The organism is Streptomyces boncukensis (assembly GCF_011045075.1).
Taxonomy (GTDB): Bacteria; Actinomycetota; Actinomycetes; order Streptomycetales; family Streptomycetaceae; genus Streptomyces; species Streptomyces boncukensis.
In genome coordinates this window covers 1-25,539 of the sequence record NZ_JAAKZZ010000042.1, presented here as the reverse complement: position 1 = coordinate 25,539, position 25,539 = coordinate 1, and the positions used below count along the sequence as shown (strand labels likewise).

23 protein-coding genes and 4 pseudogenes are annotated in these 25,539 nt (G+C 69.9%); 9 read left to right on the top strand and 18 right to left on the bottom strand.

Annotated elements, in window-relative coordinates:
* Positions 1–348: 348 nt before the first annotated feature.
* Positions 349–1,434 carry an IS110 family RNA-guided transposase gene (locus G5C65_RS06885; protein ID WP_206441315.1) on the bottom strand — a complete coding sequence of 362 codons (1,086 nt, stop codon included), beginning with the start codon at positions 1,432–1,434 and terminating at the stop codon, positions 349–351.
* Between the two features lie 532 nt (positions 1,435–1,966).
* On the opposite strand from G5C65_RS06885, the pseudogene G5C65_RS40365 reads away from it, so the two are divergent.
* Positions 1,967–2,089: pseudogene (locus G5C65_RS40365) on the top strand (IS110 family transposase); the annotation flags it as partial.
* Positions 2,090–2,202: 113 nt separating this feature from the next.
* Here G5C65_RS40365 and G5C65_RS06875 read toward each other — a convergent pair.
* The 4 genes from G5C65_RS06875 to G5C65_RS06860 form a co-directional block, all read right to left on the bottom strand.
* Entirely contained in the window at positions 2,203–3,060 is an 858-nt protein-coding gene (locus tag G5C65_RS06875) for an IS5 family transposase (RefSeq protein ID WP_165297733.1), read from the bottom strand.
* Positions 3,061–3,132: 72 nt separating this feature from the next.
* Positions 3,133–3,375 (bottom strand): hypothetical protein, encoded by a 243-nt coding sequence (locus G5C65_RS06870; protein ID WP_165297732.1) that lies wholly within the window; start codon positions 3,373–3,375, stop codon positions 3,133–3,135.
* 184 nt (positions 3,376–3,559) lie between these two features.
* The gene (locus G5C65_RS06865; protein WP_165297736.1) at positions 3,560–4,453 is read right to left on the bottom strand and encodes a DUF6192 family protein; all 894 of its coding nucleotides are present in this window, start codon (positions 4,451–4,453) and stop codon (positions 3,560–3,562) included.
* 622 nt (positions 4,454–5,075) lie between these two features.
* The gene (locus tag G5C65_RS06860; RefSeq protein WP_165297731.1) at positions 5,076–5,582 is read right to left on the bottom strand and encodes a hypothetical protein; all 507 of its coding nucleotides are present in this window, start codon (positions 5,580–5,582) and stop codon (positions 5,076–5,078) included.
* Between the two features lie 243 nt (positions 5,583–5,825).
* Here G5C65_RS06860 and G5C65_RS06855 point away from each other — a divergent pair.
* A pseudogene (locus tag G5C65_RS06855) lies at positions 5,826–6,941 on the top strand (IS110 family RNA-guided transposase); the annotation flags it as partial.
* Positions 6,942–7,035: 94 nt separating this feature from the next.
* Here G5C65_RS06855 and G5C65_RS06850 read toward each other — a convergent pair.
* Entirely contained in the window at positions 7,036–7,971 is a 936-nt protein-coding gene (locus G5C65_RS06850) for an amidohydrolase family protein (RefSeq protein ID WP_206441314.1), read from the bottom strand.
* A 189-nt stretch (positions 7,972–8,160) separates the two neighbouring features.
* On the opposite strand from G5C65_RS06850, the gene G5C65_RS06845 reads away from it, so the two are divergent.
* The gene (locus tag G5C65_RS06845; RefSeq protein ID WP_165297729.1) at positions 8,161–9,042 is read left to right on the top strand and encodes a LysR family transcriptional regulator; all 882 of its coding nucleotides are present in this window, start codon (positions 8,161–8,163) and stop codon (positions 9,040–9,042) included.
* Positions 9,043–10,533: 1,491 nt separating this feature from the next.
* Here G5C65_RS06845 and G5C65_RS06840 read toward each other — a convergent pair.
* The 6 genes from G5C65_RS06840 to G5C65_RS06815 all read right to left on the bottom strand — a co-directional run bounded on the left by G5C65_RS06840 (position 10,534) and on the right by G5C65_RS06815 (position 14,560).
* Positions 10,534–10,956, bottom strand: coding sequence for a nuclear transport factor 2 family protein (locus G5C65_RS06840; RefSeq protein WP_165297728.1), 423 nt, complete (start codon positions 10,954–10,956; stop codon positions 10,534–10,536).
* A 5-nt stretch (positions 10,957–10,961) separates the two neighbouring features.
* On the bottom strand, positions 10,962–11,768 hold the full coding sequence (locus tag G5C65_RS06835) for an MBL fold metallo-hydrolase (protein ID WP_165297727.1): 807 nt from the start codon (positions 11,766–11,768) through the stop codon (positions 10,962–10,964).
* Between the two features lie 46 nt (positions 11,769–11,814).
* Complete coding sequence (locus G5C65_RS06830; protein WP_165297726.1) at positions 11,815–12,435, bottom strand: DsbA family protein; 621 nt, start codon at positions 12,433–12,435, stop codon at positions 11,815–11,817.
* Positions 12,436–12,600: 165 nt separating this feature from the next.
* Positions 12,601–13,131, bottom strand: a complete 531-nt coding sequence (locus G5C65_RS06825) for a MarR family winged helix-turn-helix transcriptional regulator (protein WP_165297725.1) — start codon at positions 13,129–13,131, stop codon at positions 12,601–12,603.
* Positions 13,132–13,471: 340 nt separating this feature from the next.
* Complete coding sequence (locus G5C65_RS40695; RefSeq protein ID WP_420903286.1) at positions 13,472–13,984, bottom strand: NAD(P)H-binding protein; 513 nt, start codon at positions 13,982–13,984, stop codon at positions 13,472–13,474.
* Positions 13,985–14,083: 99 nt separating this feature from the next.
* A complete protein-coding gene (locus tag G5C65_RS06815) occupies positions 14,084–14,560 on the bottom strand; it encodes a MarR family winged helix-turn-helix transcriptional regulator (RefSeq protein ID WP_165297724.1) in 477 nt (158 codons plus the stop codon).
* A gap of 159 nt (positions 14,561–14,719) precedes the next feature.
* On the opposite strand from G5C65_RS06815, the gene G5C65_RS06810 reads away from it, so the two are divergent.
* On the top strand, positions 14,720–15,826 hold the full coding sequence (locus G5C65_RS06810; RefSeq protein WP_165297723.1) for an ABC transporter substrate-binding protein: 1,107 nt from the start codon (positions 14,720–14,722) through the stop codon (positions 15,824–15,826).
* A 226-nt stretch (positions 15,827–16,052) separates the two neighbouring features.
* Positions 16,053–16,481, top strand: a complete 429-nt coding sequence (locus G5C65_RS40690; RefSeq protein WP_165297735.1) for a Tn3 family transposase — start codon at positions 16,053–16,055, stop codon at positions 16,479–16,481.
* Between the two features lie 23 nt (positions 16,482–16,504).
* On the opposite strand, the gene G5C65_RS06800 is transcribed toward G5C65_RS40690, so the two are convergent.
* Together G5C65_RS06800 and G5C65_RS06795 are read right to left on the bottom strand one after the other, a co-directional pair.
* Positions 16,505–17,155 (bottom strand): response regulator, encoded by a 651-nt coding sequence (locus tag G5C65_RS06800; protein ID WP_165297722.1) that lies wholly within the window; start codon positions 17,153–17,155, stop codon positions 16,505–16,507.
* On the bottom strand, positions 17,152–18,249 hold the full coding sequence (locus tag G5C65_RS06795) for a sensor histidine kinase (protein WP_338146259.1): 1,098 nt from the start codon (positions 18,247–18,249) through the stop codon (positions 17,152–17,154). The genes G5C65_RS06800 and G5C65_RS06795 overlap by 4 nt, the downstream gene beginning before the upstream one ends.
* Before the next feature lie 184 nt (positions 18,250–18,433).
* Between G5C65_RS06795 and G5C65_RS06790 the strand changes: the two genes are divergently transcribed.
* Positions 18,434–19,162: a class I SAM-dependent methyltransferase gene (locus G5C65_RS06790; protein WP_165297720.1), complete on the top strand. Its 729-nt coding sequence runs from the start codon at positions 18,434–18,436 to the stop codon at positions 19,160–19,162.
* Between the two features lie 605 nt (positions 19,163–19,767).
* Here G5C65_RS06790 and G5C65_RS06785 read toward each other — a convergent pair.
* Positions 19,768–21,645 (bottom strand): choice-of-anchor A family protein, encoded by a 1,878-nt coding sequence (locus tag G5C65_RS06785; protein WP_241265598.1) that lies wholly within the window; start codon positions 21,643–21,645, stop codon positions 19,768–19,770.
* A gap of 127 nt (positions 21,646–21,772) precedes the next feature.
* A pseudogene (locus tag G5C65_RS06780) lies at positions 21,773–21,959 on the bottom strand (MerR family DNA-binding transcriptional regulator); the annotation flags it as partial.
* 696 nt (positions 21,960–22,655) lie between these two features.
* On the opposite strand from G5C65_RS06780, the gene G5C65_RS40070 reads away from it, so the two are divergent.
* Together G5C65_RS40070 and G5C65_RS39010 are read left to right on the top strand one after the other, a co-directional pair.
* Positions 22,656–23,201: a transposase gene (locus G5C65_RS40070; protein WP_478501599.1), complete on the top strand. Its 546-nt coding sequence runs from the start codon at positions 22,656–22,658 to the stop codon at positions 23,199–23,201.
* 479 nt (positions 23,202–23,680) lie between these two features.
* The gene (locus G5C65_RS39010; protein ID WP_338146257.1) at positions 23,681–23,980 is read left to right on the top strand and encodes a transposase; all 300 of its coding nucleotides are present in this window, start codon (positions 23,681–23,683) and stop codon (positions 23,978–23,980) included.
* 221 nt (positions 23,981–24,201) lie between these two features.
* Here the strand turns inward: G5C65_RS39010 and G5C65_RS06760 are convergent, their stop codons facing one another.
* Positions 24,202–24,897, bottom strand: coding sequence for a cupin domain-containing protein (locus G5C65_RS06760; protein ID WP_165297717.1), 696 nt, complete (start codon positions 24,895–24,897; stop codon positions 24,202–24,204).
* 151 nt (positions 24,898–25,048) lie between these two features.
* Between G5C65_RS06760 and G5C65_RS39005 the strand changes: the two are divergent.
* A pseudogene (locus G5C65_RS39005) lies at positions 25,049–25,192 on the top strand (IS5/IS1182 family transposase); the annotation flags it as partial.
* A gap of 34 nt (positions 25,193–25,226) precedes the next feature.
* Here G5C65_RS39005 and G5C65_RS06750 read toward each other — a convergent pair.
* Positions 25,227–25,539 (bottom strand): transposase (locus G5C65_RS06750; protein WP_165297716.1); only part of this gene is annotated, 313 nt, incomplete at its 5' end.

Here is a 25,539-nt window from a genome sequence, read left to right as displayed (position 1 = left end):
GCCCCCGCCCGCGTGCCACCGAAGGCCAGCGCCGTATCGTGCGCCGAGAGCCCGGGCCGTCTCCGCAGCGATCCCCACGTGCACCGTCTCCAAGGACTCGGCTTCGTCCAATGCAAGAAGGTGACGCACCACCATGGGCCGTAACACCGCCCGGTCTGTCGAGACAGAAGCAGACGGAACATCAGCACACGGGACACCTGTCAACGGAACATCAGCCGACGGTGACAGCACGGACGAGACCGGAAACGGAGGGGCCGACAGCCATGCCCCCACCCCACTCCCCTGCCCGGAACACCGACACAGCAACGAGCAATCCCACAACAGCCCCCCCGAGGCTGCTATGTCGTGTCAAGCAGCTTGGTCGAGCTCTTCGGTGCTCGGGCGGCTCCTTCGTTCGAGGATCTTGAAGAGTTGTCGGCAGATGACTGGCTTGAGGCAGCGTTGTGCGTCGCGGGGGCTCTTGCCTTCGCTGGTGCGAGGGGCGACGTAGGTCTTCGTGGAAGGATCGAGCCGCATCCTGGTCAGCGTGATCGTGTGGAGGGCCCGGTTGGGCTGACGGTCGCCGCCGCGGTCGAGGCGGTGCTTGTTGGTCAGGCCGGACGAGGCCGGGATGGGGGCCGCGCCTGCGAAGGAGGCGAACGCGGCTTCCGAACGGAACCGGCCCGGGTGTGACCAACTGATCAGGATCTGCGCGGCGACGATAGGTCCGACCCCGACGAGGTCAAGGAGCTCAGGGGCTTCCTGCCGGACGAGCTGGAGGATCTCGCGTTCGAGTTGCCTGGCTTCGTCCTGGAGGTTCTTGATGCGCTCGGCGGTGGAGCGCAGAGGCCGGACCGTCATACGGTGCTCGATCTCCTGGGCGGGCCGGTCGCGGAGGCTGGCACATCGGCTGACCTGCGCACATCGGCTGACCTGCGCAGGTCGGCTGAGCTTGCGCAGGTCGGCCCGGAGGTCTTCCGGTGCGGAGACGGTCAGCGCTTTGAGCTGGTTGATCGCGGCGGTGGAGGCGAGAACTGCGCCATGACGAGTGGCCGGCGGGACTCGCAGAGCTTCGCGTTCGCCACGGGTTCGGGGCTGGATGACGTGCTCGGTGGACAGGGCCTCACGGGCTGCGCGGACGGCGTCGAGCATGTCGGTCTTGCGCCCGCCGCGGACTGCCGGGCGCTGGGGGCGGCAGACCTCGACAACGCGTTCACCGGCGTTTTCGAGGAAGGTAGCAAGCCCGGCACCGTAGCTGCCGGCGCCTTCCAGCGCCCAGTACCGCTGGCCGGGGATGTGCTGGCGGGCGACGTCCAGCAGACGCCGGTAGCCGCGTCCGTGTGCTGGTGCGTCGGTGGTCTCCAGGACGGCGCCGATGGGGCTGACGGCGGCTGCGGCGAGGGTGTCGCGGTGGGTGTCGACGCCGATGACGCCGTCTACGTGTTCTGCGAGCATGGTCACGCGGTTGTTCTCCTTCAAGGCGGGGCGACCGTGGTCGGCGTCGGGCTGGGTGGAGTCACCGCGTGGCGGAACTGTGATGAGTCACGCCGGAAGGCGGACAAGCTGCTGATCAAGCCGACGGGTGGGCCAGGCCGACGCCGGCGTCCGGCAGACATCTCGGGGGCACGGCAGCCCCTGACGGGGCGCCAGTTATGTTGCGAGTCATGCCGGAACATCGGCGTCGAGCCTGGCAGCAACCCATCCCGGGCCGCAGAAGAACTCTCACAGTTATGTTTTTCGCGGTCCTGCAACGGGGCCGCTGGCCTCCGGGCCCGGTATGACTGTGTCCCCCTGTCGAAGGCATGACCTGGGGGGTGGTGTTCGCCGGGCCCGGGAGGTGCCGTCGGAGACGCTGATCAGAGGTCCGGCCACCGTCCGGTCCGGCGCGATGCCGGGCAGTTCGCGGGCGGCAGGTCTGCATGACGTGGATGCGCGAGCACGGCACCCGGGCCGAGGCCGGCACCGTCAACACCCTTGAAAGGGCACGGTGTTCGAGAGCGAAGACGTGGGCGTGTTCCTCGGCCTGGACGTCGGCAAGAGCGCCCACCACGGCCACGGACTCACCCCGGCCGGCAAGAAGGTCTTCGACAAGCAACTGCCCAACAGTGAGTGGCTGTGTCACATCTCTTTGTGCAGGTCACGGACTTGGTCCACGAGAGTGATCCCGGTTGCCGTTCGGTTGGGCGTCGATGGACGGTCAGCCGAACGGCAGGGGAGGGATCTTCAGGCGGCTGCCGCGAGGGTTGCGGTGACCGCCTCGGGCTGAGGCTGTTTCCGGGCCAGCCGGCGGGTCATGAGGGTGACGAATGCCCATTGGATGTGCGCCTCAGCATGGGACATCAGACGTTCGTAGTCCCGCGCGTTGCGCCGGGCCCGCATCGTCCACGAGTTCGACCTCTCCACCACCCACCGCTTTGGCAACACGATGAAGCCTTCGGCGTCCTTGGGGCGGGGGACGACCTTGAGTGTGATCCCGAGGCTGCGCTGGGCCCAGTCGGTGAACTCCTCGCCGCCGTAGGCGTTGTCGGCCCAGACCAGCACGATCTCGGGGTGCCTGGCGTGCAGGCGGGTCAGCAGGGTGCGGGCGGCTTCGCGCTCCTGGACGCTGGCGGGGGTGACGAGCAGGTCGACGAGGAGGCCGTCCTGGTCCACGATCAGGTGGCGCTTCCTGCCATTGATCATCTTGTTTTGATCCCAGCCGCGAGTGGCCTGCGAGACGGTTTCCGCACCCTTGACGGACTGGGCGTCGATGATCACGCGGACGGGCCAGGGGCAGCGTCGGCTGCGCAGCCGGATGCGGCGCCTCAGCTGGTCGAGGATGTGCTGGAGCACGCCGGCCTTCGCCCAGCGGGAGAAGTATCCGAATACGGTCCTCCAGGGGATGCCGAAGTCGGCGGGCAGTGCCCTCCACTTCGCCCCGTTGTCTGTTATGTACCTGATGGCGTCCACGATCCGTCGGCGGGGCCACTTCTCGGGCGCCCCTCCTTTGGGTGTCTGGCATGCGGGACGTGGGAGGAGGGGTTGCAGCAGCTCCCACTCCCGGTCATTGGTGTCGGAGGGGTAGCGGTAGGCCGGCAGCATCACGAGGGGCGAGGGCCGCGACCGCGTGGGACAGGAGCCAACTGCGGTGCGGTCGCGGCCCGCCTCCTCGTCTCACGCTTGGGTCCGCTCCAGGTTGGCCAGCAGGTGAAAGGTGGATTCGACCGCGCCGATCTGGGCCATGACGGTGCGGATGTAGGGGTCGTCGGGGGTCTTGTTCTGGTGGGCGGGGAGGATCGCGGCGATGAAGTTGGCGATGCGGCGGTGTTCGGTCTCGAAGAACGCCCGCTCGTAGCTGATCCACACCTCCGGCGCGTCGTCCAGCATCCGGTAGCCCCATTGTCTGTCCCAGGTCACGGGCGGCAGGCCGCCGGGCGGCGGCGACCTTGCGCAGATGGCGCAGACCGGTGTGGATCTGCGCGCGGGTCCGCTCGGTGGCGGCCATGAGCTGGACGATGGTCAGCCCGGCGGGGCGGGCTTCCTGCAGGGCGTTCAGGATCGCTTCGGCGTGGACGTGAGCGGGGCAGCCCCGCCCCATCGGCTACTCTCCCTCGCCCTTCATCAGCTTGGCGAGCTGCTCGTCCAGGCCGGTCTCGCCGCGCATCACGGCTCCTTCGATCCAGTCGGCCGCGGCCCGCACCCGGGCCAGGCCCCGCCCGACCGTGTCACGCTCGGCCTCGCCGTAGTGCTCGCCTTTCATGTTGGGCACGATCCGCCCGGCCGTGGCGACGAACTGCGCGCAGGCCGCGACCAGGTCCATGAACTCGGCGCCGTGCTCCATGCGCTGAAGCTGCGGGGCGGCCTCCTGGTGGGTGAACTGGACCTCCTGGCGGAACCGGTCGAACTGGGCTTCGTTCACGGCGTGCCGGGCGGTGTCGTCGGCCATCGCCTTGGTCGCCACGTCGGGACGGCGCAGGAAGTCGGTGATCACCACCGCGGCGACCGCGTCGTCGGTGGCCAGGTCGTGGATCGCCTCGACCTTCTCCTGCACGCTTTCGGGAGAGTCGACCTTCCAGCCCACCACGCGCTTGGCGCTGTCGTGCGTCCACCTTGGCGGTCCGCCCGTCGGGCAGGCCGGGGGGTTGCTGACCGCCTCGAACTGCTCGGCCTCATCGGGGATACTGGCCAGGATCCTGTGGATGGTGAACGACACCCCCGCCCGGCGACACCGGCCCGGCCAGCGTGATGCTACCCATCGGTAGGTGCGTACGGTCGCGTAGGCCAAGCCCACGTCTTCGGCGAACATCCGTATGGACTCGCTGACGGTGAACAGGTCATCCTTCCCCGACGGATTCACGCCCCCATACGAGCGCAGCGGCTCGATCTCCAGGGCAGCGTCCCCGAGCCGCCACTGTGCGCGGCTCATCGTCTCCACCCAGTCCCGCCCCAGCTTGACCAGCTCGTCGTAGCGTTCCCGGGTCACCTTGCCGACCATCGCACCCACGCGGACACCACCCCCACAGGCCCCCGGGCGCGGCGCCCCTTCACGCGCCGGCAACTCTCCCTTCCAGCCCGTCACCTGTCACCATCGAACGACCCGGGAGCCTCAGCCAGGGCGCGGGAACCCGGCGCGCGGAGCGGTCCCCTGCGTCGTTGCGCGCGCGGCTTACATCCCGCCCCTCCGCGTGCGCCGTCTGTGCCAGGCCCGTTTGCGGCAGCGGGGGGAGCAGTACAGTGCCGAAACGGAATGGTCGACCCCGACCGTCCACGACACCCCGCACTCCGGGCAGGTAGCCTTCACCGCGGCCTGCACCGCCCCGGTCCTCACCCGCGCTCGCCGCGACCGCCGCCAGCTTCGCGAGCGGCACCTGGACGAGCAGAAGACCGCCGTCGCCTTTGCCTTCGGCATCAACGGCTCTCCGCACCGGCGGCACAGCCGCGCCCCCTCACCGTCATCCACGGCCACGGCCAGCCGCAGCCGGACACCCGCGCCCTTGCGCATACCAGCACCGTACGACCGGAAACGGTGATCGCCCAGCCCGTAGCGGATCCGCCCCCGGCCGGCACCGCGCGGCCGGGCAGCCTGAACCACGAGCCAGCGGGGCAGACGGGGCGCGTCAGCGGGGGTCCGGGATGTCCTCCCCTGGCGTAGTGCGGATCCCCATGCTCATCGACTTCGACCACGGCGTGCCAGTATCGTCGGCAGAATGCGCCTGCACGGCCGTCCAGCCATTGGTGCTCTTTTCCCACTCGGGCGGCATGGGCCATCCGCGCGGCACGCTGATGGTCACCTTCCATGCCCATTCCTGCCCGACGGCGGGAAGCGCGCCGGCATAGTCACAGGTGCACACCATGCGGTCGCCTCCGGTTTCCACGAGCTCCGCGCCGAGGGTCATGGTGCCCTTCCATCCGCCCGGCGCACCGCCGAGCGGGGTCACCGTCGCGTCCACCAGACGCGTGTGCTCCGGTGCGTACAGGCGCATGACCAGCTTCTTGACATGGCCGGGTGTTTCCTCGGTTCCCTTCAACCCGAAGGACAGCTCGCCGGAGGATTCTCGTGCAATGAAGGGCATCGACTCCACGGGCGTGACGACGGGTTCACCCCAGAAGACAGGAATGGCCATAGTAAGCACCTATCGCATCGTGTGGCCCCTGTCCGCTGCGGCAGGGTGATGCGGCCCAGGCTGACAGCCTGTGCGCGATCCCGCCGGGACGCTATGCCGAAGTCTCACCCGATCGAAGGATTAGAGACGCCACCCTGGAGGCTTGACCCGGACTTCCGCCCCGGCGGCCACCAAGACGGGCCGGAGGCGCCCACCGACGGGCTACCCCCACCCCCGGCCTGCACAAAGAGATGTGACACAGCTTCTGAGCCGAAGCTGTGGGCCGTCTTCGACAAGCTGACCGCGAAGTTCGGCACAGCCTGGTGATCGTGGACCAGCCCGCCTCGATCGGTGTCCTCCCGCTGGCCGTCGCGCGAGACGCGGGCTGCCGCGTCGCCTGCCTGCCCGGGCTGGCGATGCGGCGGATCGCCGACCTCTACCCCGGCGAGGCCGAGACCGACGCCGAGGACGCGGCCGTCATCGCGGACGCGGCCCGGACGATGCCGCACACCCTGCGCTCCCTGGAGCTGACCGACGAGATCACCGCCGAACTCACCGTCCTGGTCGGGTTCGACCAGGACCTCGCGGCCGAGACCACCCGCACCAGCAACCGGATACGCGGACTGCTCACCCAGTTCCACCCCAGCCTGGAACGCGTCCTGGGACCCCGCCTCGACCACCAGGCCGTCAGCTGGCTGCTGGAACGCCACGGCTCCCCGGCCGCACTGCGCGCAGCCGGCCGCCGCAGACTCGTCGAACGGATCCGGCCCAAGGCCCCGCGCCTGGCCGCCCGGCTCATCGACGATGTCTTCGACGCACTCGACGCACTCGACGCACTCGACGAACAGACCGTCGTCGTGCCCGGGACCGGCACCCCCGACACCGTGATCCCGTCCCCGGCCCGCTCGCCGGCGTCCGTTCACGAACAGCGCCGGGCCCTGGAAGCCCAGATCAACGTCCTTGTGGGGCTCACCCTCTTCCCAAGGTCCTGACGTCGCTGCCCGGCGTCGGCGCCAGGACCGCCGCCGTCTGGCTGGTCACCGGCGGCGACGGCACCGGCTTCCCCACCGCCGCCCACCTCGCCTCCTACGCCGGACTGGCCCCGACCACGAAGTCGTCGGGCACCTCGATCCACGGCGAACACGCCCCACGGGGCGGAAACCGGCAGCTCAAACGTGCCATGTTCCTCTCCGCCTTCGCCTGCATGAACGCCGGCCCGGCCGCCCGCACCTACTACGACCGCCAGCGCGCCCGCGGCAAACCCACACCCAGGCCCTCCTCCGCCTGGCCCGTCGACGCATCAGCGTCCTGTTCGCCATGCTCGGCGACGGCACCTTCCACGAGCCCCGCATCTTCGAGGACGTCGAACTCGCCGCATGACCCCAGCAAGTCAAACCACCCCAAACCGAACCCGGGCGCCTTGACGAAAGACACAGAGCACGTACCGGAGGAGGTCAGGGAGCGGCTGCACCGTTCACAGGCGGAGCAGCGCCTCGGCGTTCAGGTGCGTCATCTTCTCCCGGTCCTCGTCGCTGACGGGGAGCTTCTCGATGAACTCGCGCGTTCCGTCCAGCGCGAGATACGGATAGTCGGCGGACCAGATGATCCGCTCGGCGCCCACGGCCTTGTGGACGAACCCGAAGTGGGGAAGTCCCCCCATGCCGCTCGGGGTGCCCCAGACGTGGTTCCGGTAGATCTCGGTGATGGTTCCCGACAGGCCGGTGGCCTTCGGCGGGAGCGTGTCGTCGAGACGGTCCAGGTAGAAGGGGGCCATCTCTCCCCAGTGCCCGCTGATGACCTGCAGGCCGGGATACTTTTCAAAGGCTCCGGACAGGATCAGGCGGAGGAGGTGGACGCCCGCCTCGTTGTGCCAGCCCCACGCGCCGAGCGACAGCCATGCGCTCACCTCCGGCGCGAAGCCGCCGTAGTAGGCGTCTTGCACCTGCGGCAGCGGGTGGTACGGGGGGACGTACAGCGGGACGTCCAGGTCGCTGAGCTTCTTCAGCACGGGCGCGTAGCGCGGGTCGTCGAGGAAGGTCTCTCCCCAACGGCCCACGATGAGCGCGCCCTTCAAGCCCAGTTCGGCGACGGACCTGTCCAGTTCGGCCGCCGCCGGCGGGTCCTGCCAGGGGAGGACCGCGAATCCGCTCAGCCGGTCCGGGTGCGCCCTGGTCGCTTCCGCGAGCCGGTCGTTGGCGGCTCGGGTGAAGGCGACGGCCTGGTCCGGCGGGGAGAGCCGGGCCGGCGCCGTGGAGGACACCACCTGCATCTGGATGCCGTGCGTGTCCATGGCGGCGATCCGGCCGTCGCCGACGTCCACGGCCGGTTCGGCGGCTTCCCGCATCGAGACGGTCGTGGGACGACCGCTGCCGCGTGGCCACGGGGCGTCCGCGTCTTGTTGGGTACGCATGCAAGGGGCTTCCCGCAGGAGGCCGGGCGCGGCGGCCCTCGCCATTGCCGGGTCGACGGTGTGCTCCTCGACGCAGATGATTCGCATGCCTCCACACTCCGCGCGGGCGGTGCGGCCTGCGCCTGTCCAAGACCTTCCGTCGTCCAGGCCATACCCAGGAGGCATCACCGCAGGGCGAACGGAGGAGTCATGGATCTGGACCTGCGCAGGGTGCGCTACTTCATCGCCGTCGCCGAGCACGAGAACTTCGGCCGCGCCGCCGAGGTGCTGCACATCGCACAGCCCGTCCTGTCCCGTCAGATCCGCGTGCTGGAAGACGAGTTGAAGGTCAGCCTGTTCGACCGGGACACCACGGGCACACGTCTGACCGCCGTCGGCGAGGCGCTGCTCGAGGACGCCCGCAGTCTGCTCGCGGCGGCGGAGGCCACGCGTCGCCGTGCCCGCGACGTGGCCGCGGGCGTGCGCAGATTCACCGTCGGGTTCACGCCCGGCGTGCCCATCGCGCCCGCGGTCCGGGAGTTCTCCGGCCGCCACGTCGAGGTGTCGGTGGAAGTGCTGCGCATGGACTTTCTCCACCGGGCCGACTTCGTCAGGGACGGCCGGGTCGACGTCGGGTACCTGCGGCTGCCCACGGACACCCACGGCCTGTCGACCGAGCCGCTGTTCACCGAACCGCACGTGGCCGAGCTGCCGACCGGCCACCGGTTCGCGGACAGGGACGCGGTCGACACTGCCGACCTGGCCGCCGAACACCTGCTCCTGGAGGCCGAGCCCGAATGGCGCGACGCCCGCCTCTGGCCGCGCGACAGGCAGGGGCGGCGGCCGTCGCTCGACGTGCGCAGCATCGAGGAGGTACTCGAACACGTCGCCGCGGGACGCGGGGTCGTGGTGCTCCCGCTGTCGACCGCGAGGTACTTCGCTCGCCCCGACACCACCCACGTACCGGTCAGCGGCCTCCCGCACTCACCCGTGTGCCTTGCCTGGAGGAGCTACCGATACAGCACGCTCATCGAGGAGTACGTCGCCCTCGCCTCCCGCATGACCGAGCCCCCGGAAGCCGCTCTCCCATGACGGCCGATGCCCGACCTGTCCGCGCTGGCCACCCGCTGTATTCGCATCCCAGGTCACCCGCCTTGCCCTCACCGGACAGAACGCCGTAGGGCGAAATCGGATCACCCAGCATCGGACGCATACCCGCACACCATGCGCAACACGCCGTCCAGCGACCACGCCAGCCTCTCGACCGACCGAGAAGCCTGCATGAACACGAGACCCCCCTGCACGAAGGACGGAACGAACGCCACCCCGTCCCGCCACGAGCAGCCACGAGCAGCCACGAGCAGCCACGCATCCGTATCCCACACCAGAACCCCGTCGCGACTCGACGAAAAACATAGAAACACCCCCCCGGACACCATGAGAACAACATCGCCCTCAGTGTCCTCAGGAATGTCCACACCAACAGCACCCAGCACAACCAGAAGGACCGACAGACTCCCACAGGTCCAAGCACGGCCCGGTCTCCGGATCAGGAGCTCTGGAACACCACGCTCAAATCAGCCCGGGTGTACGCCACCGTCCCGCCCACGGGGACCTTCGCATTCCGGCCCGGTGCGTCACCAAGGGATGCAGGCCGGTGAACCTCGGCACCTGGATCGCGCAGAACCGCGCCAACAAGGAGAAACTCTCTCCCGATCGGCGCGCTCAGCTCGACGGGCGCTGTCTCCCCGCCGCCTCACGCACGCCACCACGCCGAGCGGGTCATGGTGCGGGCCGTGCAGGCGCGCGACCTGCTGCAGCTACTCAACAGGGGCGCATCGTCCGCCGGCTCCGGCACCGATCAGCCCCGGTCGAGCCTGCCCGAGTACGCTGCGCGGCGCCTGCGCGAACGGATCGCCAGCGGCCAGTACTCACCTCAGGAGGAACCCAAGGCCCTCGAAGCGGACCGGGACCTGGCCGGACGGCTGCGGAAGCTCCGGCTCGCCGCCGGGCCCCTGATGGACTCGGGCGGCCCGCGAGCCACCGCGGTGCCCGAGCTGAGCCTCCTCGCGCCGCCCCGCCACGGGGGCGTGGTCATGACCCGCACCTTCGCCTGGGACACCTCGGAAGCGCTGCCACAGCGCTATCGGCGTCCTCGGCGCCGCCGGCGTCGCCGCCGGGGTGCTCGTCGACGGCAGTGTCGGCAGCGCCGTGGCGCGCCTGCCCACAACAGGAGACCGGCGGTGTATCGAGCACCCCCGCGGGATTCCTCGACATCGAGACCCGCAGGGGCTGCACCGGTCTCGGCACCGCCCCGAAGGCATGCCGTACTGCTGTCGTCCGCACCGCGCGGAAGATCTTCGACGGTTCGGTCTTCCCGCGGGCGCACACCCCGGCACCCGGCCGAGGACAACTTCGTGTGCAGGGACGACGACCAGCGCAGGAGAAGGCATACCAGGTCCAGCAGTCCGGTCGCCCTCTGTCCCCGGCCGAGCCGGTTCCCCGGAGGCCGGCACACGGAATCCCCACGTCGGGACATGGACGGAATCGCAGCCGGTCGCGGAGGAAGGGCCGGACGGACGCCTAGCCGTGCATGGCGTCGCGGACGAGGGCGGTGTCGGTGAACTGCTCGAAGCGGACGATCAGGCCGCCGCGGACCACGAAGTGGTGGGCGACGCGCACGTCGATCGGTCTGCCGGTGGCCTTGTTGACCGCGGTGTAGCGGGCCAGGACGACGACGTTCTCGCCGTCGACGACGTAGGTGTCGTCGTGCGCGGTCCAGCCGTCCCATGCCTTGCCCAGCTGCTCCATCACGTTCGAGGTGACGCCGTCGGGGGTGCGGTAGGTGCCGGCGAGAGGGAAGCCCGCCATCTCCGTCCACTCCACGTCCGGGGCGAGGGTGGCGCGCAGGGCCTCCAGGTCGCCGGCCGCGGAGGCCAGGTACTGGCGGCGGACCACGTCGGCCGGGGCCGTGGAGGTCGCGAAGTCGGTGTGCTCGTACGTCATGGCACTCAGCCCCAGTTCATCTCGCCCTTGGCGACCTTCGCCCCGAGCTGGGCGGCGATGAGCATGCCGTGGTCGGGGTAGCGCCTGACGAGCGCCTCGGTCAGCGCGGCGCCGTCGGCCGCCTTGCCGAGCTCCTCCTCGAAGGCGGCGAGGTAGTCGCGGGTGGCAGTGATGGCGGAGGCGTCGGCCGCCGTGCCGGGCAGGCGGTGGCCGGGGACGACCAGCTCCGGCTGGAGGGCGGCCATCTCCTCCAGCAGCTCGATCCACACGGAGCGGTCTTCGGGGGTGGGGGTGTCGGCGACCCAGACGTGCTCCTGCTGGAAGAGCAGGACGCCGCCGAGGAGGGCGCGGTGCTCGGCCTGCCACAGGTAGTGACGGTCGGGCAGGCCGGCCGGGCCGCCCTTGAGCTCGAAGCGGTGGCCTTCGAGGGTGAGGCCGCCGCTCAGCGGGGTGAGGCCGACCAGGCGGGTGGGCAGGTTCGGGCCGAGGGCCTCCCACGCCTTGAGCTTGCCCTCGTAGGAGTGCTGGATGTGCTCGATGACGAGCGGGGTGGCGACGAAGACGGCGTCGGGGAAGGCGTCGGCGATCGCTTCGGCGCCGAAGTAGAAGTCGGGGTCGCCGTGGCTGACGAACACGGTGGTGAGCTTCTTGCCGGAGTCGAGGATCTCGGCGGCCAGCCGGTGGCCGTCGGCGCGGGTGAAGGCGGCGTCGACCAGCAGCGCCTCGTGTTCACCGGTGACGAGGGTGGCGGTCTTGTTCTTGCTGCCGGCCGGGAATTCCAGGTCGAGGATCTGGAAGGAGAGGGTGCTCATGCGGGGCCTCCTGGAGGGGACGGAGATGCAGTGGGCGGGGCGGTGGTCAGGGTGTGGTGCTCAGGGCGGCCAGTCGCCTGTCGATCGCGTCGGCGGTGGCGTGGCCGTGGGCCAGGGGGGTGACTCGGTCGCCGTCGACGGCGAGCAGGGTGGGGAAGCCGGTGACGCCCAGCTCGGCGGAGCGGTGGAAGTCGGCCGCGGCCGCGTGGTGCGCCTCGGGCGCGTGGAAGGCGGCGACGACGGCGTCGGCGTCCAGACCGGCCTCCTCGGCGACCTTCCGGTAGGTCGCGGGGTCGGAGAGGCTGCGGCCGTCGACGTAGAAGGCCCGCTGGAGGGTGCCGGCCAGTTCCGCCGCGCGGTCGGGGGCCGCCCGGCGCAGCGCGGCGACGCCGCGCGCGGCGGCCTCGGAGTCCATCACGAACGACCCGTCGGCGATCAGCCGCTCGTAGCCCTCGCCGAACTCGGCGCCGGTCAGCTCGGCGATCCGGGCGTTGGAGCCCTGGACGTAGCCGAACTCGCGGATCGGCACCCGACGTGGCCCGGTGAACAGGCCGCCGGAGACCACCTCGACCGGCTGCTCGGGATGGCGGGAGACGGTCTCGCGCAGAGTTCCGGAGAACCCGTGCGACCAGCCGCAGTAGGCGTCGAAGACGTAGACGAGATGCATCGAGTGTCCCAGCAGAAGTGTGGCGCTTGCCGAAGGCGAGCGATTCACCTGAGAAAACAGTAACTGACTCGTCAGACATTCCTCTCCGCGTGTGACACCCGCCACACCTCGCCCCTGCCGTCACTGCATCACTGAAGCCGCACGGCCGCAGCCCGGAGCGGCCGTTCAGGGCAGGCGGGGCAGCTCGTCCCGCGCGAAGTGGCTCAGGATCCGCAGGTCCTCGGCGAACCGCTCCCGGTCCTCGGGCGGCAGCGGCGCCAGGAAGTAACGCCGGATGTTCTCCACGTGCACCCGGGACGCCCGCACGGCGGTCTCCTCCCCCGACCGGGTCAGCCTCACCAGCCGCCCGCGCCTGTCACCGGGGTCCTCGGCGCGCTCCACCAGCCCGGCCGCCTCCATCCGGTCCACCAGGCGCGTCGCCCCGCCCGTGGTCAGCACCTGCGCCTGGGCGATGGCCCGCATCGACAGCCCGGGGTCACCCGCCCGCCCGAGGACGAGCAGCACCTCGAACATCAGATGGCTGATGCCGCACTCCAGCTCCAGCGACCGCCCGAGGATGTACCCCAGCCGGTTCGCCGCCCCCTGCAACCGCCCGAACGCCAGCACCAGCGCATGGTCCGCGGCCTCCTTCGGCGACGAGATCTCCGTCGGCTCTTCCACGTTGCCCCCACCCGACTGGTCTTCCACACCACGCATCCACCGATCATGCCTCGCGTGGCGGGCCCGGCCCAGCAGCGCCAGGGCGCGCACCTTGGCGCACTCCTGCCGTTCCGCCGGTCCCCGCCCCGTGCCGAGCCGCCGCCGTGAGGGCCTGCACAGCCCGCTGCGGAGTCGGAGTCCGGGAGCGATCCGGGGGGGGCGGCAACACCCCCCGGGCCACCCGGCTGCCTCAGTGCCCTTCGTGCGGGTGGTTCTCCGAGGGCACATCAGTACGCGACGGTGATACGGCGCCGGCCCGGCGCGCTCTTCTCCACCCCGTCGACGAGCGCCGCCGCGTAGTCCTGCGCACTGACGAAGCTGCCGCCGTCCTCCGCGGTCAGCAGCTCGTCGCCGCCGAGCCGGAAGGTACCGGTGCGCTCGCCAGGGGCAATCTCCTCGGCCGGGGAGACGTACGTGCAGTCCAGGTCGTCGCCCACCTCGGCACGCAGCAGGCGCAGGACCTCGCGCCGGGCGAGCGATTCGGCCCTGTAGACCGCGGGGAAGTCGGGGGTGTCGACACGGTCGAGCCCCGAGGCGGTCCCGAGGCCGCCTGCGCCACCGACGACGACCAGACGGCGCATGCCGCACGCACGCAGCCCCTCGACGAGCGAGCGGTGGACCGCCAGGAGCGGGGCGGTCGGGTCGGAGCCACGCGGGCCGAGGAGACGGCGCAGACCACCGCGTCATGCCCGGCGGCAGCCTCGGCCACCTCGCCGGGCACGGAGGCGTCGGGGGCCAGCGGGGTCGGGGCCGGGTGCTCGGGCAGGGCAACGGCCGAGCCGGAGCGCGTCGCAGCGGTCACCTCGTGGCCGCGGCTCGGCGCCTCCGCGGCGATACGGGAGCCGATCATGCCGGTGGCGCCGATCAAGAGGATCTCCACAGGGGCACTCCGTTGGTTTCCGGATGCGTTGCGGGGAAGGGCTGGAGGTTGCGGGGAAGGGCTGGACGGTTACGGCTGCGCGGGCCCCTGCACCGTGCCGCGTGCGGAGTGGGCCAACAGCTTGGTCACCAGCTCGCGCAGGATCAGCCGCTCGACCGGGGTGAGCGGCTCCACGAGGTCGGCGCCCACCTGCGGGACATGCGCGGCGAGGGCGCGTTCCAGCAGCTCACGGCCTTTCGGTGTGGTCTCCAGGAGCGCGGCTCGGCGGTCGTCGGGGTGGGGGTGGCGGGTGAGCAGCCCGGCCCCCTCCATGCGGGCGATCAGCCGGGTCAGCCCGCCCGAGGTGAACGACAGCTCCTCGGCCAAACGGGCGCTGGTGGTCCGGTTCTCCGGATGGCGGGCCAGACGCAGGAGCACCTCGAACTCGGAACCGCCCAGTCCAGCGGCCTCGCGGATGGTGCGATCGGCCCGTCCACCGAGCGCGTCCGTCAGCCGCAGGATGTCGCCGTACAGGACAACCCCCTCGTCGTTCAGCAGCTCACTCATAAAGCTGACTATACAGTATTTTCAGGCGCCCGTTGAGCTCCACATCACGGTGTCTCACCTGGTTACGCGGCTCGCTGGGAGGCCAAAATAACGCTGCACAGGAAGGTATATTCCTTTCCTGCCCGTCGCACTGCAGCACCGCACCGAAGGGGAACATCCATGCCAGTCGGACGACGTCAGGTACTCGCCGCAGGTTCACTCACAGCCGCCGGGGTCGCACTGGGCACCGGAACGGGATACGCCGCGAAGTCCCGCGAGGAGACCAGGAGCCTGGACCAGCTGTACCGCGAGGCGAAAGCGGAGGGCGGCACCCTCACCGTCTACGCCGGTGGCGACACCGCCACCCAGCAGGACGGCAACAAGGCCGCCTTCGAGAAGGCGTTCCCCGGCATCACGCTGAACATCATCGTGGACTACAGCAAGTTCCACGACGCCCGCATCGACAACCAGCTCGCCACCGGCTCCCTCGTCCCGGATGTCGTACAACTGCAGACCCTGCAGGACTTTCCCCGCTGGAAGCACGAAGGCGCCCTGCTCCCCTACAAGCCGGCCGGCTTCTCCCGCGTCCACCCGGCCTTCAAGGACTCCGACGGCGCGTGGACCGGCATCTTCGTCGACGCCTTCTCCACCATCTACAACGTCGACAAGGCCGGCGGCACAGCACCGGCCTCGGCCCGGGACCTCCTCGATCCGCGCTGGAAGGGAAAGATCGTCTCCACATACCCGAACGACGACGACGCGGTGCTGTACCTGTACAGCCTCATCGTCGACACGTACGGCTGGGAGTGGCTTCGGCGGTTCGCCGCCCAGGACGTGGCCTGGGTGCGCGGCACGCAGGAACCCGCGGACCGGGTCGAGGCGGGCCGCGCGGCCGTCGCACTGGGCACGGACGGCATGCTGACCCCGGCGGCCGGCGTCAAGACCCGCTTCGTCGTCCCCGAGCACGACCCGTTCATGGCCTGGGCCCAGCGCGCCGCCGTCTTCCGGCACGCGAAGCATCCCGCCGCCGCGAAACTGTACCTGAACTGGTGGCTGTCGAAGAAGACACAGTCCGACTTCTCCATGTGGTCGGTCCGCACCGACATCCAGCCCCACGAGGGCTACCACCCCATCTGGCAGTACCGCAACGCCCATCTCGACGGCTTCGAGGACTTCATGGCGAACCGGGGCCTCGCCGAGCGCTTCAGGCAGCAGCTCGCTCTCCACGTCGGCGAGGTGACGGGGGCTCCCTCCCCGGGGTGGCTCGGCCTGCACCCCGGGCGTTGACCGGGACGGCCGCCGAGCAGCTGACAAGGCAGGGCTGTGCACGGCACTCGTGAGCATCGGCGGACCAGTGACCGAGTACGGCGTCCGACGAGGCCAACGCCGATGCCGATTCGCCTTCAGCGAGGCCGACCCGCAGCGCTTCCGGGACGCGCGTTGCCTGGGGGGCCGGGACGGCACGTCAGGAGACTGGCAGCGCGTTGAACCGTAGCCAGGCCGTCAGCGCCGTCTGGAGGTCGAGGATCTCTTCGCGGCTCAGATCCTCGCCGGCGCCGGCCTGCGCCGCGAGATCGACGACGGGCCCCGGGTCGCGGGGAACTGGAACAGTGCCAACCACGACCTGTTCTACGGCAAGGACGGCGACCTGGCCGGCGCCGGCAAGGAGTCCCAGGAGGTGTCCATGCTCGCCCCGCACCTGCTCCGGTCCGCGCTGGTGCACGTCAACGCCCTGCTCCCCCAGGACACTCTGAGCGAGGAGAGGTGGCTAAAGCGACTCACCGGCGCCGGCCGGCGGGCGCTGTCCCCGCTGTTCTGGACCCACGTGAACCCCTACGGCCGGTTCGGGCTGAATATGAACAGTCGCCTCGGTTTTGTCTCGGCGGCGCCGTGCACAGCGCCTGGTCCGAGAGGTGCTGCGGTGAGCTGGCAGTCCCCTTGATGGTGGTGAGGCCGGGGTGGATCTCACAGGGTGAGGCCCGCGTCGCGGGCCAGGAGCGCGGCTTGGACCCGGTTGGTGACGCCCAAGGCGGTCAGGATGCGGCTGACGTGGGATTTCACGGTGCTTTCCTGCATACCGAGGCTCTGTGCGATGTCGGCGTTGGTGTCTCCTTGGGCGAGCAGGGCCAGGACATTCCTTTCGCGTGGGGTGAGGGCTTCGACGTGCGCCTGGGCCTGGGTGGCCTGAGGGCGGCTCGTGTGGTGGTAGCGGTCGATGAGGCGGCGGGCGGCGGCGGGGTGAAGCATGGCGGAGCCTGCGGCGACGAGGTGGACGGCGCGCAGGATTTCGGCCGGGTCGGTGTCCTTGAGGAGGAATCCGTCGGCTCCGGCGGCCAGCGCGTCGTAGACGTACTCGTCGAGGTCGAACGTGGTGAGGGTGATGGTCTTCGGCGGGCGGGGCAGGGCACGCAGACGTTGGGTGGCGGTGATGCCGTCCATGCGGGGCATGCGGACGTCGACCAGGGCGACGTCGATACGGTGGGCGGTGGCCTGCTCGATGGCGTGGAGACCGTCGGTGGCCTGGGCGACGACATCGATGGTGTCGTCGCTGTCGAGGAGGTCGGTCAGTCCGAGGCGGACGAGGGCGTCGTCGTCGACGACCATGGCGCGGATCACGAATCGGGGCCGTTCTGTTCGGTGACGGGGTGAGGGATGCGGGCGGCCAGACGCCAGGCGCCGGCGCCGCCGGGCCCGGCGCCCAAGTGCCCGCCGAGTGCTTCGACGCGCTCGCGCAGACCGATCAGGCCGAAGCCGGAGGAAACCGGCTCTACGCCGGTCGGGCCGGTGCCGGGCGGGTTGGTGACCTCGACCAGAGTGGCGGGCGGCACATAGGTGATGCGGACACCGACCGCTGCGTCGGGGGCATGCTTACGGGCATTGGTCAGGGCCTCCTGGACCAGCCGGCAGACGGCCAGCCGGTGCGCTGCGGGCGCCTGTGCGGGGCTGCCCTCCACGGTCACGCTGATGGTCTGTCCGGCCGACCGCGCCTGCTCGATCATCTCCTCGGCATCGCGCAGGACGGGTGCGGGTGGAGCCGCAGCGGACAGGGGCTCGGTAGTGCGCAGGGCTCCGAGCACGTCGCGCAGGTCGGTCAGGGCGTCGGTCGAGGCGGCGCGCAACAGGCTGAGGCGTTCTACGACGGGACCGGGCAGCGTGTCCTTCCTGGTGGCCAGGATGCCGGTGTGCAGGGCGATCAGGCTGAGCCGGTGGGCGAGCACATCGTGCATCTCCGCTGCGATCGCGGAACGCTCCGCCATCCGCGCGGCCTGTTCACGCAGTTCCCGTTCGGTTCGCAGATGCTCCACCCGGGCGTGCAGCGCCTGGACCAGACGGCGCCGGTTGCCCATCGACAACCCGCCGATCACGGCCAGCAGCAGGAAGAGCATCGAGCCGTACTGCTGCGGGACCCACAACGACGCAGCCGGGCTCAGGACGGCATTGCCGGCCAGCGCCACGGCTGAGCAGACCCCGGCTGCCCAGACGCGCCGCCGGTTGGCAAGGTCGAACAGGGCGACCAGGAACAACGGCAGCACCACCCATCCCCACACGCCACCGGCCACCGTTGTCAGAGCCGGAGCGAGCCACCACAGCTTCCGGCGAAACAGCAAAGCCGCCCCACAGGCAAGCACGACCGCGCTACGGAAGGCGACGTCATGGCCGCCGGTGGTCGACGCGCCATTGTGCACAGCCCCCAGGGTCAGCAGCACCACCAACACGCAGCGCCCGTACCCGGCCCATCTGTGACTCTGTTCCCATCCCACCTGTGCAGCGTAGACAGGCGGCTGCGTGTTCCACGGCCGACGTTCCGCCATGACGACCCCCTACTTTCGTAGGAGAAGGCGGCCACGAAAGGGAGGATCCGCAGGAGTGAAGGGCGTCCATAGCGTCGAAGACATGGACGACCGGACCTCCTCACACGACCATGCCCTCGCGCAGCGCAACGCCGAGGGCTGGATGTTCCTCCTCGAAGCAGCCCGCGACCTGCGCACCACCGGAGCCATCGCTCCCAGCAGCAAAACACTCGCTCGCCTGCTGACCGACCCGGTCCAGGAACACGGAACACAGCCCCTGAACGTCCTGGAAGCAGGCGCGGGCACCGGATCGGTCACCCGCACCCTGATCCCCCGCCTCCCCTCAGGCAGCCGACTGGACATCGTCGAGGCCAACGCGCGCTTCGCCTCCCAGCTGCGCCGCCTCGTACGCACCCATCCGCGGCCGGCCGGCGAGGGTGAACAGGTCCGCGTCCACCACACCCTCGTCGAACACCTCGACACCGGCCACCCCTACGACGTGATCGTCTCCGGCCTGCCGTTGACCAACTTCACCCCCGCACAGGCCGAGACGATCATGAAACGGTACATGGAACTGCTCCACCCCGGCGGCACCCTCACCTACTTCGCCTACCGCGGCACCCGCTACGCCCGCGCCCTGACTGCCTCCCGCACTGAGACCCGCCGCCACCGCGCTGTCGAAGAGGTCCTCGCCAGCTACCAGCACAGGTACGCCACCAATCGCTGGACCGTGTGGGGCAACCTGCCCCCGGCCAACGTCTGGCGGCTGCACCGCCCTCTCCACGCGCCCATACCGTCAACACTGAACATCACAGCCGGAGCCGCCCGGTGAACACGCCGACCGGACCGACCGGCCATATCCCCACTCCACCCGCCCACGCAACCCCGACCACCACGGTACCGGCCGAGTCCGTGCCGCTGCAGGGCGCATTCATCCCGACCCTGACCCTGCCGCCGCCCTACCGGGCCCTGACCCGCACCGACGACCTCAACCTCACCCTTGTCACCGTCACCACCACGAGCCCGGACCCGGCCACCTCCAGACACAGACTCACCAGAGCGATCAGCACGCGGTCATAGCCCCGCCAACCACGCAGCCACCCCAGCATTGGCAGCAACGGCCGGACAACCCTCCACTCCGCGTCCGTCATATCGGTGGGATAACGCCGCTCACGCATCGGGCTGTCGGCAGCGTTCCCGAACCGGTGAGCCAGAACAACCTCTGAGCTGCCAAGAGGCGCTGTCCGCATGCCCGGCACCGGCCGCGATCACCCGATCGAGATTCCCGTTCGACGCGCATCTCTCAAGACCGGAGAGACAACGGCTTCTTATCGAGAGTTCTGTCGCCGCGGTCCGGTCAGGTGCTCAGGGCCGCTCCCCAGCGGTGTGACGCGCTGGGGAGCGGCTGAGCTGTGGTGCGGGTCAGGAGCTGCCGTACTAGGGGCACTTGTCGCCTTTGCCGCCCTTACCGCCCTTGCCGCCCTTGCAGGGCTCGCCGCGCTCGTTCTCGACCTTGACGTCCTCGTGCGTGCCGTTGACGACGTATGGACCGGTCACCGTGTTGTCGGGCAGGACGTAGCCTTCGGGGACAGCGGTCTCGCGCAGGTAGTACGTGCCGTGCGCGAGCGGGGCGAAGTCGCAGGTGCCCTTGCTGTCCGTGGCGCATCCGGTGCCGGTCCGGGTGTCCGGGTCGCGTCCGCTGGTCTGTAGTCCGGCTCGGCCGTTCGACTCCTTCCACAACTGGAAGACGGCGCCTTCCAGCGGCCGTCCTGTCTGGGCGTCGGACTTCATGACACGCAATGAGCCCTCGGGCTCCTCAGGCGTCTGCGTGTTACGCGCAGTCGTCGAGACGCCAGTGGCGGCATTGGCCCTGGTCAGAGTCAGCGGACCGAACACGGCCGGGTCCGGCAGGTCGTATCCGTCGGGCGCCGCGACCTCCTGCCAGTAGTAGGTACCCGTCTCGACCGTCCGTGCGCATTCGCCGTCCGCACCCGTCGTACACCGGTCGCCAACCTCGGTATCGGGGGCATCACCGCCGGTCTGCAGCCCCTCGATGCCATTGCTCTCGCGCCACAGCTGGAAGACGGCGCCGCGCAGCGGGTCACCGGACTCCGCGTCCTTCTTCTCGACGCTGACCGCCCCGGTGACGGGGGCCGGGGTGCCGGAGTCACACTGGAGGTCGGCGTCGAACGGGAAGTAGTGGATCTCGCCCGCGTTGACCGCGCCGCCGCCCGCCCCGCCGGACAGCGGGCCCGCGACGAGCTCGCGGGTGATGATGTCGCCCTCGATGTTCGCCGGGTCGAGGTCGGTGAGCTCGGCGCGCGGGGCGTAGATCGTGCCCTCGATGGTGTCGCCGTCCGCGATGGTGATGTCGGTGGCGTCGGCGAAGTTCCACAGGATGTACGGAGCCTGGTTCCCGGACACGCCCGCCATCGTGGCCGTGTGCCAGATGAACGCGTTGCCGCTGCCCGAGGTGTCGACGGTCACGAGCAGGGGCGTGTCCTGGGTCGGCTGATCGAGGAAGGTCAGCGTGCCGATGTTGTTGAGCTGCTCGCCGGTCAGGCGGAGCACGTTGGTCTGTCCCGGGGTGAGAGCGATCTTGATGTTGGAGCCGGGCGGGATCGTGCTCTGGTCGGGCAGCGGGTTCCCGTTGCCGTCGAGCAGGGTCACGGTCGTCGCGCAGGTGGCCATCGTGTCGGCCCGGTCGCGGTAGGTGGAGAACAGCGACGTGAAGTCCATGAGGCCGGACTGTGCGACCGATGCGGCCGGCTGCCGGGTGGTGAGCTCGATGCGGGGCGTGGAGCTGTAGGCGGAGCCGTCCGCCACGACCTGGGTGTTGACGCTCGCGCCGTTCTGGTCCTCGGTGAGGGCGTCGCTGGCGGACGTGTCGCCGATCTTGGCGTAGCCGTTCTGGAGCACCCGCAGCACGCCGGACGGGCTGGTGCCGGCGTAGTCGACGCCGCCGCCCACGAGCAGGGCTGTCGGCTGTGTGTCGCCGGGGGCGGTGAAGGTGCCGGGAGTGTGCAGGGCGACGTTGTAGTTGTCGCCGAAGGAGAGGTCCCCGCCGACGGCCACCGGCCCCTCCGACTCGGTGCTGCCGAGCGTGGTGTTGCCCTCGGTGACGACTCCGAAGCCGTTGTTCCCGGCCACCGGGTTCCCGACGACGACCGGAGCGAGGGGGGCGGCGCCCGCCGGGCCGCCGGCGAGCACGACGGCCGCCAGCAGTCCGGAACCGGCGATCCCGGCTGCGGCACGCAGCGCGGTCCGTCTCATGGCCAGGCGGCTGGAGACGATGTCCTGGATGGGATTTTTCATGAGCAGAATATAAGAACTCAGCCACTTATCACCGTGGTGTGCGCGCATGACACCCCGTTCCAGTACCCGTATGGCCCCGCTGTTCCACCGAGCACCGGGGTGGGCACACTCAGCTGCCGGCGACGCTGCTCGGGAGGCCCGCGGCATACAGCTGCTGGATCAGCCGGACCCGGCCGACGGCGGTGTCGGAGACATGCCACTGGCTGCCGAGGCCGCGCCTGGCCACGCCTGGCCTGGAGCAGATCCTGCTCCTCGTAGTAGCGCAGCGCCCGCACGCTCACTCCCGCCTGGTCGGCGACCTCGCCGATGCGCACCGTCCTTCTCTGTCCGGGCGGCCCGCCCGACTTGCACCTGACTTCGACGTCAGGTTTTGGTGCTTCGGCGGTGCGTCAGGAATCGCTGCTGGCCGCGCTGCGCACCAGCCGGCCCCGCCCCCGTCTCGGCCTGGGGCAGCCCCCGCGACACCGTTCTGATGGGCGATGACCAAGTACTGCCACGCCTCTTCCACCTCCCGCAACCGCGCGGACAGCTCCTCGGCATACTCGCGCGGCTTCGCAACCCGCTGAAGCGCGGCCGACTCCCCGTCCTCCAGCAGTCCCAGCACCGACGGCATCGCGCCCTCCCCGGTCAGACGACCCGATGCGGCATCTCACCCGGACCAGCAACGAGTTCATTCCCGACCAGCGAAAACACGGCCCTCATGCCCGGTTCAGCAACAGCTTCTCAGCTTGACTCTGTCGGGGATCTTGGAGTTTCCCGGTGCGGCAGCGTGATCACCGGGCATGCTCGGGTGGTTCCGCCGACCGATGCCGCTGTCGAGGTGCTCGTCGTCCCTTCGCCCCCGTTCCGGTGAGCAGGTCCCGCCTTTGACTGCTCAGGCCGTGCGGGCGAGCAACCCGGGTGGTACGACGGCGATACGGGTGCGTGACCGGCTGGACGGGCTGTGATGCGACGAGGACTTCGCCGACTGGTACCGCCGGGACGGACGGCCGGGTCTCTCGCCTGCTCAACTGGCCACCGTCTGCGTGCTGCAGTCCCTGCTCGGCCTGTCGGACCGGCAGGCCGCCGAGGCGGTCCGCTGCCGCATCGACTTCAAGCACTCCATGGCCATGGAACTGGACGATCCCGGCTTCCACCACAGCGTGCCGGCCGACTTCCGCGGCCGCCTCCTCGACCTCGCGCCGGCCCGTCTCAAGGAGGCCGGACCGGTGCACGAGCGCACCACGCAGTGCACCGACTCCACCCACGTCCTGGCCGCGGTGCGCGACCTGACCCGCCCGGAGCCGATCACCGAGACCGTCCGCACCGCACTCGAAGAAGCCGCCGCCTCCTCCCCCCACCTACCCGACGAGCTGGTCGATGAGGACTGGGGGCACCCGCTACGGCCGACCGGTGCGCCCGGACAGGAACCCCACCAAGCCCAAGACCAGGATCCTTGCCACCGGAAACGACGCCGTCCGGCTCCTGGAACACCTCCACCGGCACGGAGCGGACCGCACGTCCGGCCCCCGTATCCAGGCCCTGCGCCAGATCATGGTGCAGAACTACCACCGTGACGCCGCAGGACACCTGCGCCGGCGCACCGCCGAGACGGAAGGCGGGCCCGGACTGCCGCCCCCGCCCCGGGCGGCCGTCTCTCCCCTACGACACCTCGGCCCGCTACGCACGGCATGGACACATCACCAGCTGGGGTTCGCCGCTCACCTGACCGAGACCTGCCCGGCATCCACACCCGCCCGGCCCGCCGTGGACTGCTGCCCGCCGAGCACCTGGCCGACGCCGGCTCCACCTGCCTGCCCCACCTGGAACAAGCCACCCGCGACCAACAGGTCACCCTCTCCGGACCGCTGCGGAGCAACCCCACCCGGCAACGCCGCCGGGGCGAGGGCTTCGCCCGGGACGACTTCCACATCGACTACGACCGCCAGCAGGTCACCTGCCCCCAGGGCCGGGTCAGCCAGGGCCGGCACGGCCCCTGCCCGACCTCCTCACCCACCGCGGCTCCACTGATCGTGGCCAGGTTCACCACAAGCCAGTGCCGGCCGTGCCCGGCCCGCACCCAGTGCACCACTTCCCGCGACAGCACCCGACGGTGGGCTTCCCCCCACGAGAACTCCGCGACCTGCAACTCCGCGTCCGCACCGAGCAACAGACACCCGAGTGGAAGACCCGTTACGCGGTCCGCTCCGAAGCGGAGGGCACAGTCGACGAGTTCACCCACGGACACGGAATACGACGCTGCCGCTACCGAGGACAGAGGAAGGCCCACATCCAGCACGTTCTGACAACTGTCACCGTCAACATCGAGCGCCTCAGCGGACTGCCACCGGCCTGAGGACGCCCCCACATCCCGCCGACCGACTGCCTTCCAGGACTACCTCGACCAGCGTGAGATACCCCGGCTGAAGTCGTGGCGAACCCTCGGCAGCCGACCTCGGAAACTCCAAGAGCCCCGACAGAGTCAAGCTCAGCACTTCCAGGTGCGGGACTCGTCGGACCGACGGTGCGGAGGCAACGGTCCGGCTGCAGAAGGTGGCCGACGGTGACCGCGTCGGGTTACCTGGCGATGGGCTCGTGGAGGAAGAGGATCGTGCAGCCTGTCTTGCTGAAGGTCTGGTGCTCGATGGGGTAGGGGTAGTCGACGAAGTCGCCCCGCACCCGATGGGCGGTCTGCCGCGTCCCGTCTGGGAAAACCAACTCGTCGTCGGCCTCTCCGTCGAGAAACAGGAATCGGTGTGCGGTCTGATGTGGGTGCCGGGGCGCGACCGAGCCCGGCTCGAAGTGCGCCAGCCCAACGACCCGTTCGTCGAAATTATCGTCGAGCTTGACCTCAAGGAGCAGCTTGCTCCACTGACCGGGACTCCATTCGTGCCATCCGTCGGGGCTGAACACATCGTCCGCCGGATCGCCCAGCCGCGCGCCATTCAGTAGGAGGGCCAGACACCGGTCTGGGCTCGATACGACAGCGGTCCCGTCGGCGGGCAGTCCACGGTACGCACCGCTACGGTGAACTTTCTCCTGCTCTTGCTTGTCACCAGTCGAGACGACGAGTTCACCGTCCAACACCAGGATCCGACTCACCGCGCTGCCGGACAGTTCGAACCTGGTGCCGTGACCGATCCGAAGCAAGGTGAACGAGTCACCGTTGTCGGACCGAAGTAGTTCTTTCGTCCAGACACCCTGCACCTGCTCGCCAGCCTGAACCGCCGGCGCCCACTTGATCGGACTGAAGGTCGCGCCGTGACTTGTCATTGATCAAGCATCCCACCTACACGTACGCGACCGGCAACGGGACTCCTCAGAGGGCGGTATGTGACGTGATGCCCTATCTGTCGTCACCGGAACGTGCGCGGCCGCGGCGTTCTTGCTGAGGAAGGGCTGCGGAGGTGCTGGGTTGTCGGTCGTGCGTGACCGCCAGTCCCACAAGACCGACCTAACCGACGAGCGGTGGGCGCTGATCGAGCCCGTGATCACCGCTTGGAAGGCTCGGCATTCCTCCGTCAGCGGCCACCAGGGCCGGTACGAGGTGCGGGAGATCGTCAACGCCCCCTAGGAGCGTCGTTAGAGCCTGTCGTCAAATGTCACGCCCACATCAGGAGCGGGGCGAGGGCGACGGCTGCCTGGTAGGACTCGACAGTCTTGTCGTACCGGGTGGCGATGCCTCGCCACTGCTTCAAGCGGTTGAAGCAGCGTTCGGCCACGTTGCGCCGCTTGTAGACCTGCTTGTCGAAGGCAGGCGGGCGTCCGCCGCGGCTCCCGCGCCGCTGCCGGTTGCGGATCTGGTCGGCCCGTTCCGGGATGGTGTGCGGGATCTTCCGGCGGCGCAGCCAGGTGCGGACGGCCCGGGAGCTGTAGCCCTTGTCCGCACCGAGATGGCCGGGGCGGGTGCGGGGG

Excerpts from the sequence above, each read along its gene's own strand:
- G5C65_RS06850 (WP_206441314.1), bottom strand. The coding sequence starts at position 7,971 with ATGCGTACCCAACAAGACGCGGACGCCCCGTGGCCACGCGGCAGCGGT.
- G5C65_RS40695 (WP_420903286.1), bottom strand. The coding sequence starts at position 13,984 with ATGATCGGCTCCCGTATCGCCGCGGAGGCGCCGAGCCGCGGCCACGAG.
- G5C65_RS06825 (WP_165297725.1), bottom strand. The coding sequence starts at position 13,131 with ATGCGTGGTGTGGAAGACCAGTCGGGTGGGGGCAACGTGGAAGAGCCG.
- G5C65_RS06785 (WP_241265598.1), bottom strand. The coding sequence starts at position 21,645 with ATGAAAAATCCCATCCAGGACATCGTCTCCAGCCGCCTGGCCATGAGA.
- G5C65_RS06875 (WP_165297733.1), bottom strand. The coding sequence starts at position 3,060 with ATGCTGCCGGCCTACCGCTACCCCTCCGACACCAATGACCGGGAGTGG.
- G5C65_RS06865 (WP_165297736.1), bottom strand. The coding sequence starts at position 4,453 with ATGGTCGGCAAGGTGACCCGGGAACGCTACGACGAGCTGGTCAAGCTG.
- G5C65_RS06835 (WP_165297727.1), bottom strand. The coding sequence starts at position 11,768 with ATGAGCACCCTCTCCTTCCAGATCCTCGACCTGGAATTCCCGGCCGGC.
- G5C65_RS06840 (WP_165297728.1), bottom strand. The coding sequence starts at position 10,956 with ATGACGTACGAGCACACCGACTTCGCGACCTCCACGGCCCCGGCCGAC.
- G5C65_RS06790 (WP_165297720.1), top strand. The coding sequence starts at position 18,434 with ATGGACGACCGGACCTCCTCACACGACCATGCCCTCGCGCAGCGCAAC.
- G5C65_RS06810 (WP_165297723.1), top strand. The coding sequence starts at position 14,720 with ATGCCAGTCGGACGACGTCAGGTACTCGCCGCAGGTTCACTCACAGCC.
- G5C65_RS06830 (WP_165297726.1), bottom strand. The coding sequence starts at position 12,435 with ATGCATCTCGTCTACGTCTTCGACGCCTACTGCGGCTGGTCGCACGGG.
- G5C65_RS06760 (WP_165297717.1), bottom strand. The coding sequence starts at position 24,897 with ATGACAAGTCACGGCGCGACCTTCAGTCCGATCAAGTGGGCGCCGGCG.
- G5C65_RS06860 (WP_165297731.1), bottom strand. The coding sequence starts at position 5,582 with ATGGCCATTCCTGTCTTCTGGGGTGAACCCGTCGTCACGCCCGTGGAG.
- G5C65_RS06815 (WP_165297724.1), bottom strand. The coding sequence starts at position 14,560 with ATGAGTGAGCTGCTGAACGACGAGGGGGTTGTCCTGTACGGCGACATC.
- G5C65_RS06885 (WP_206441315.1), bottom strand. The coding sequence starts at position 1,434 with ATGCTCGCAGAACACGTAGACGGCGTCATCGGCGTCGACACCCACCGC.
- G5C65_RS06845 (WP_165297729.1), top strand. The coding sequence starts at position 8,161 with ATGGATCTGGACCTGCGCAGGGTGCGCTACTTCATCGCCGTCGCCGAG.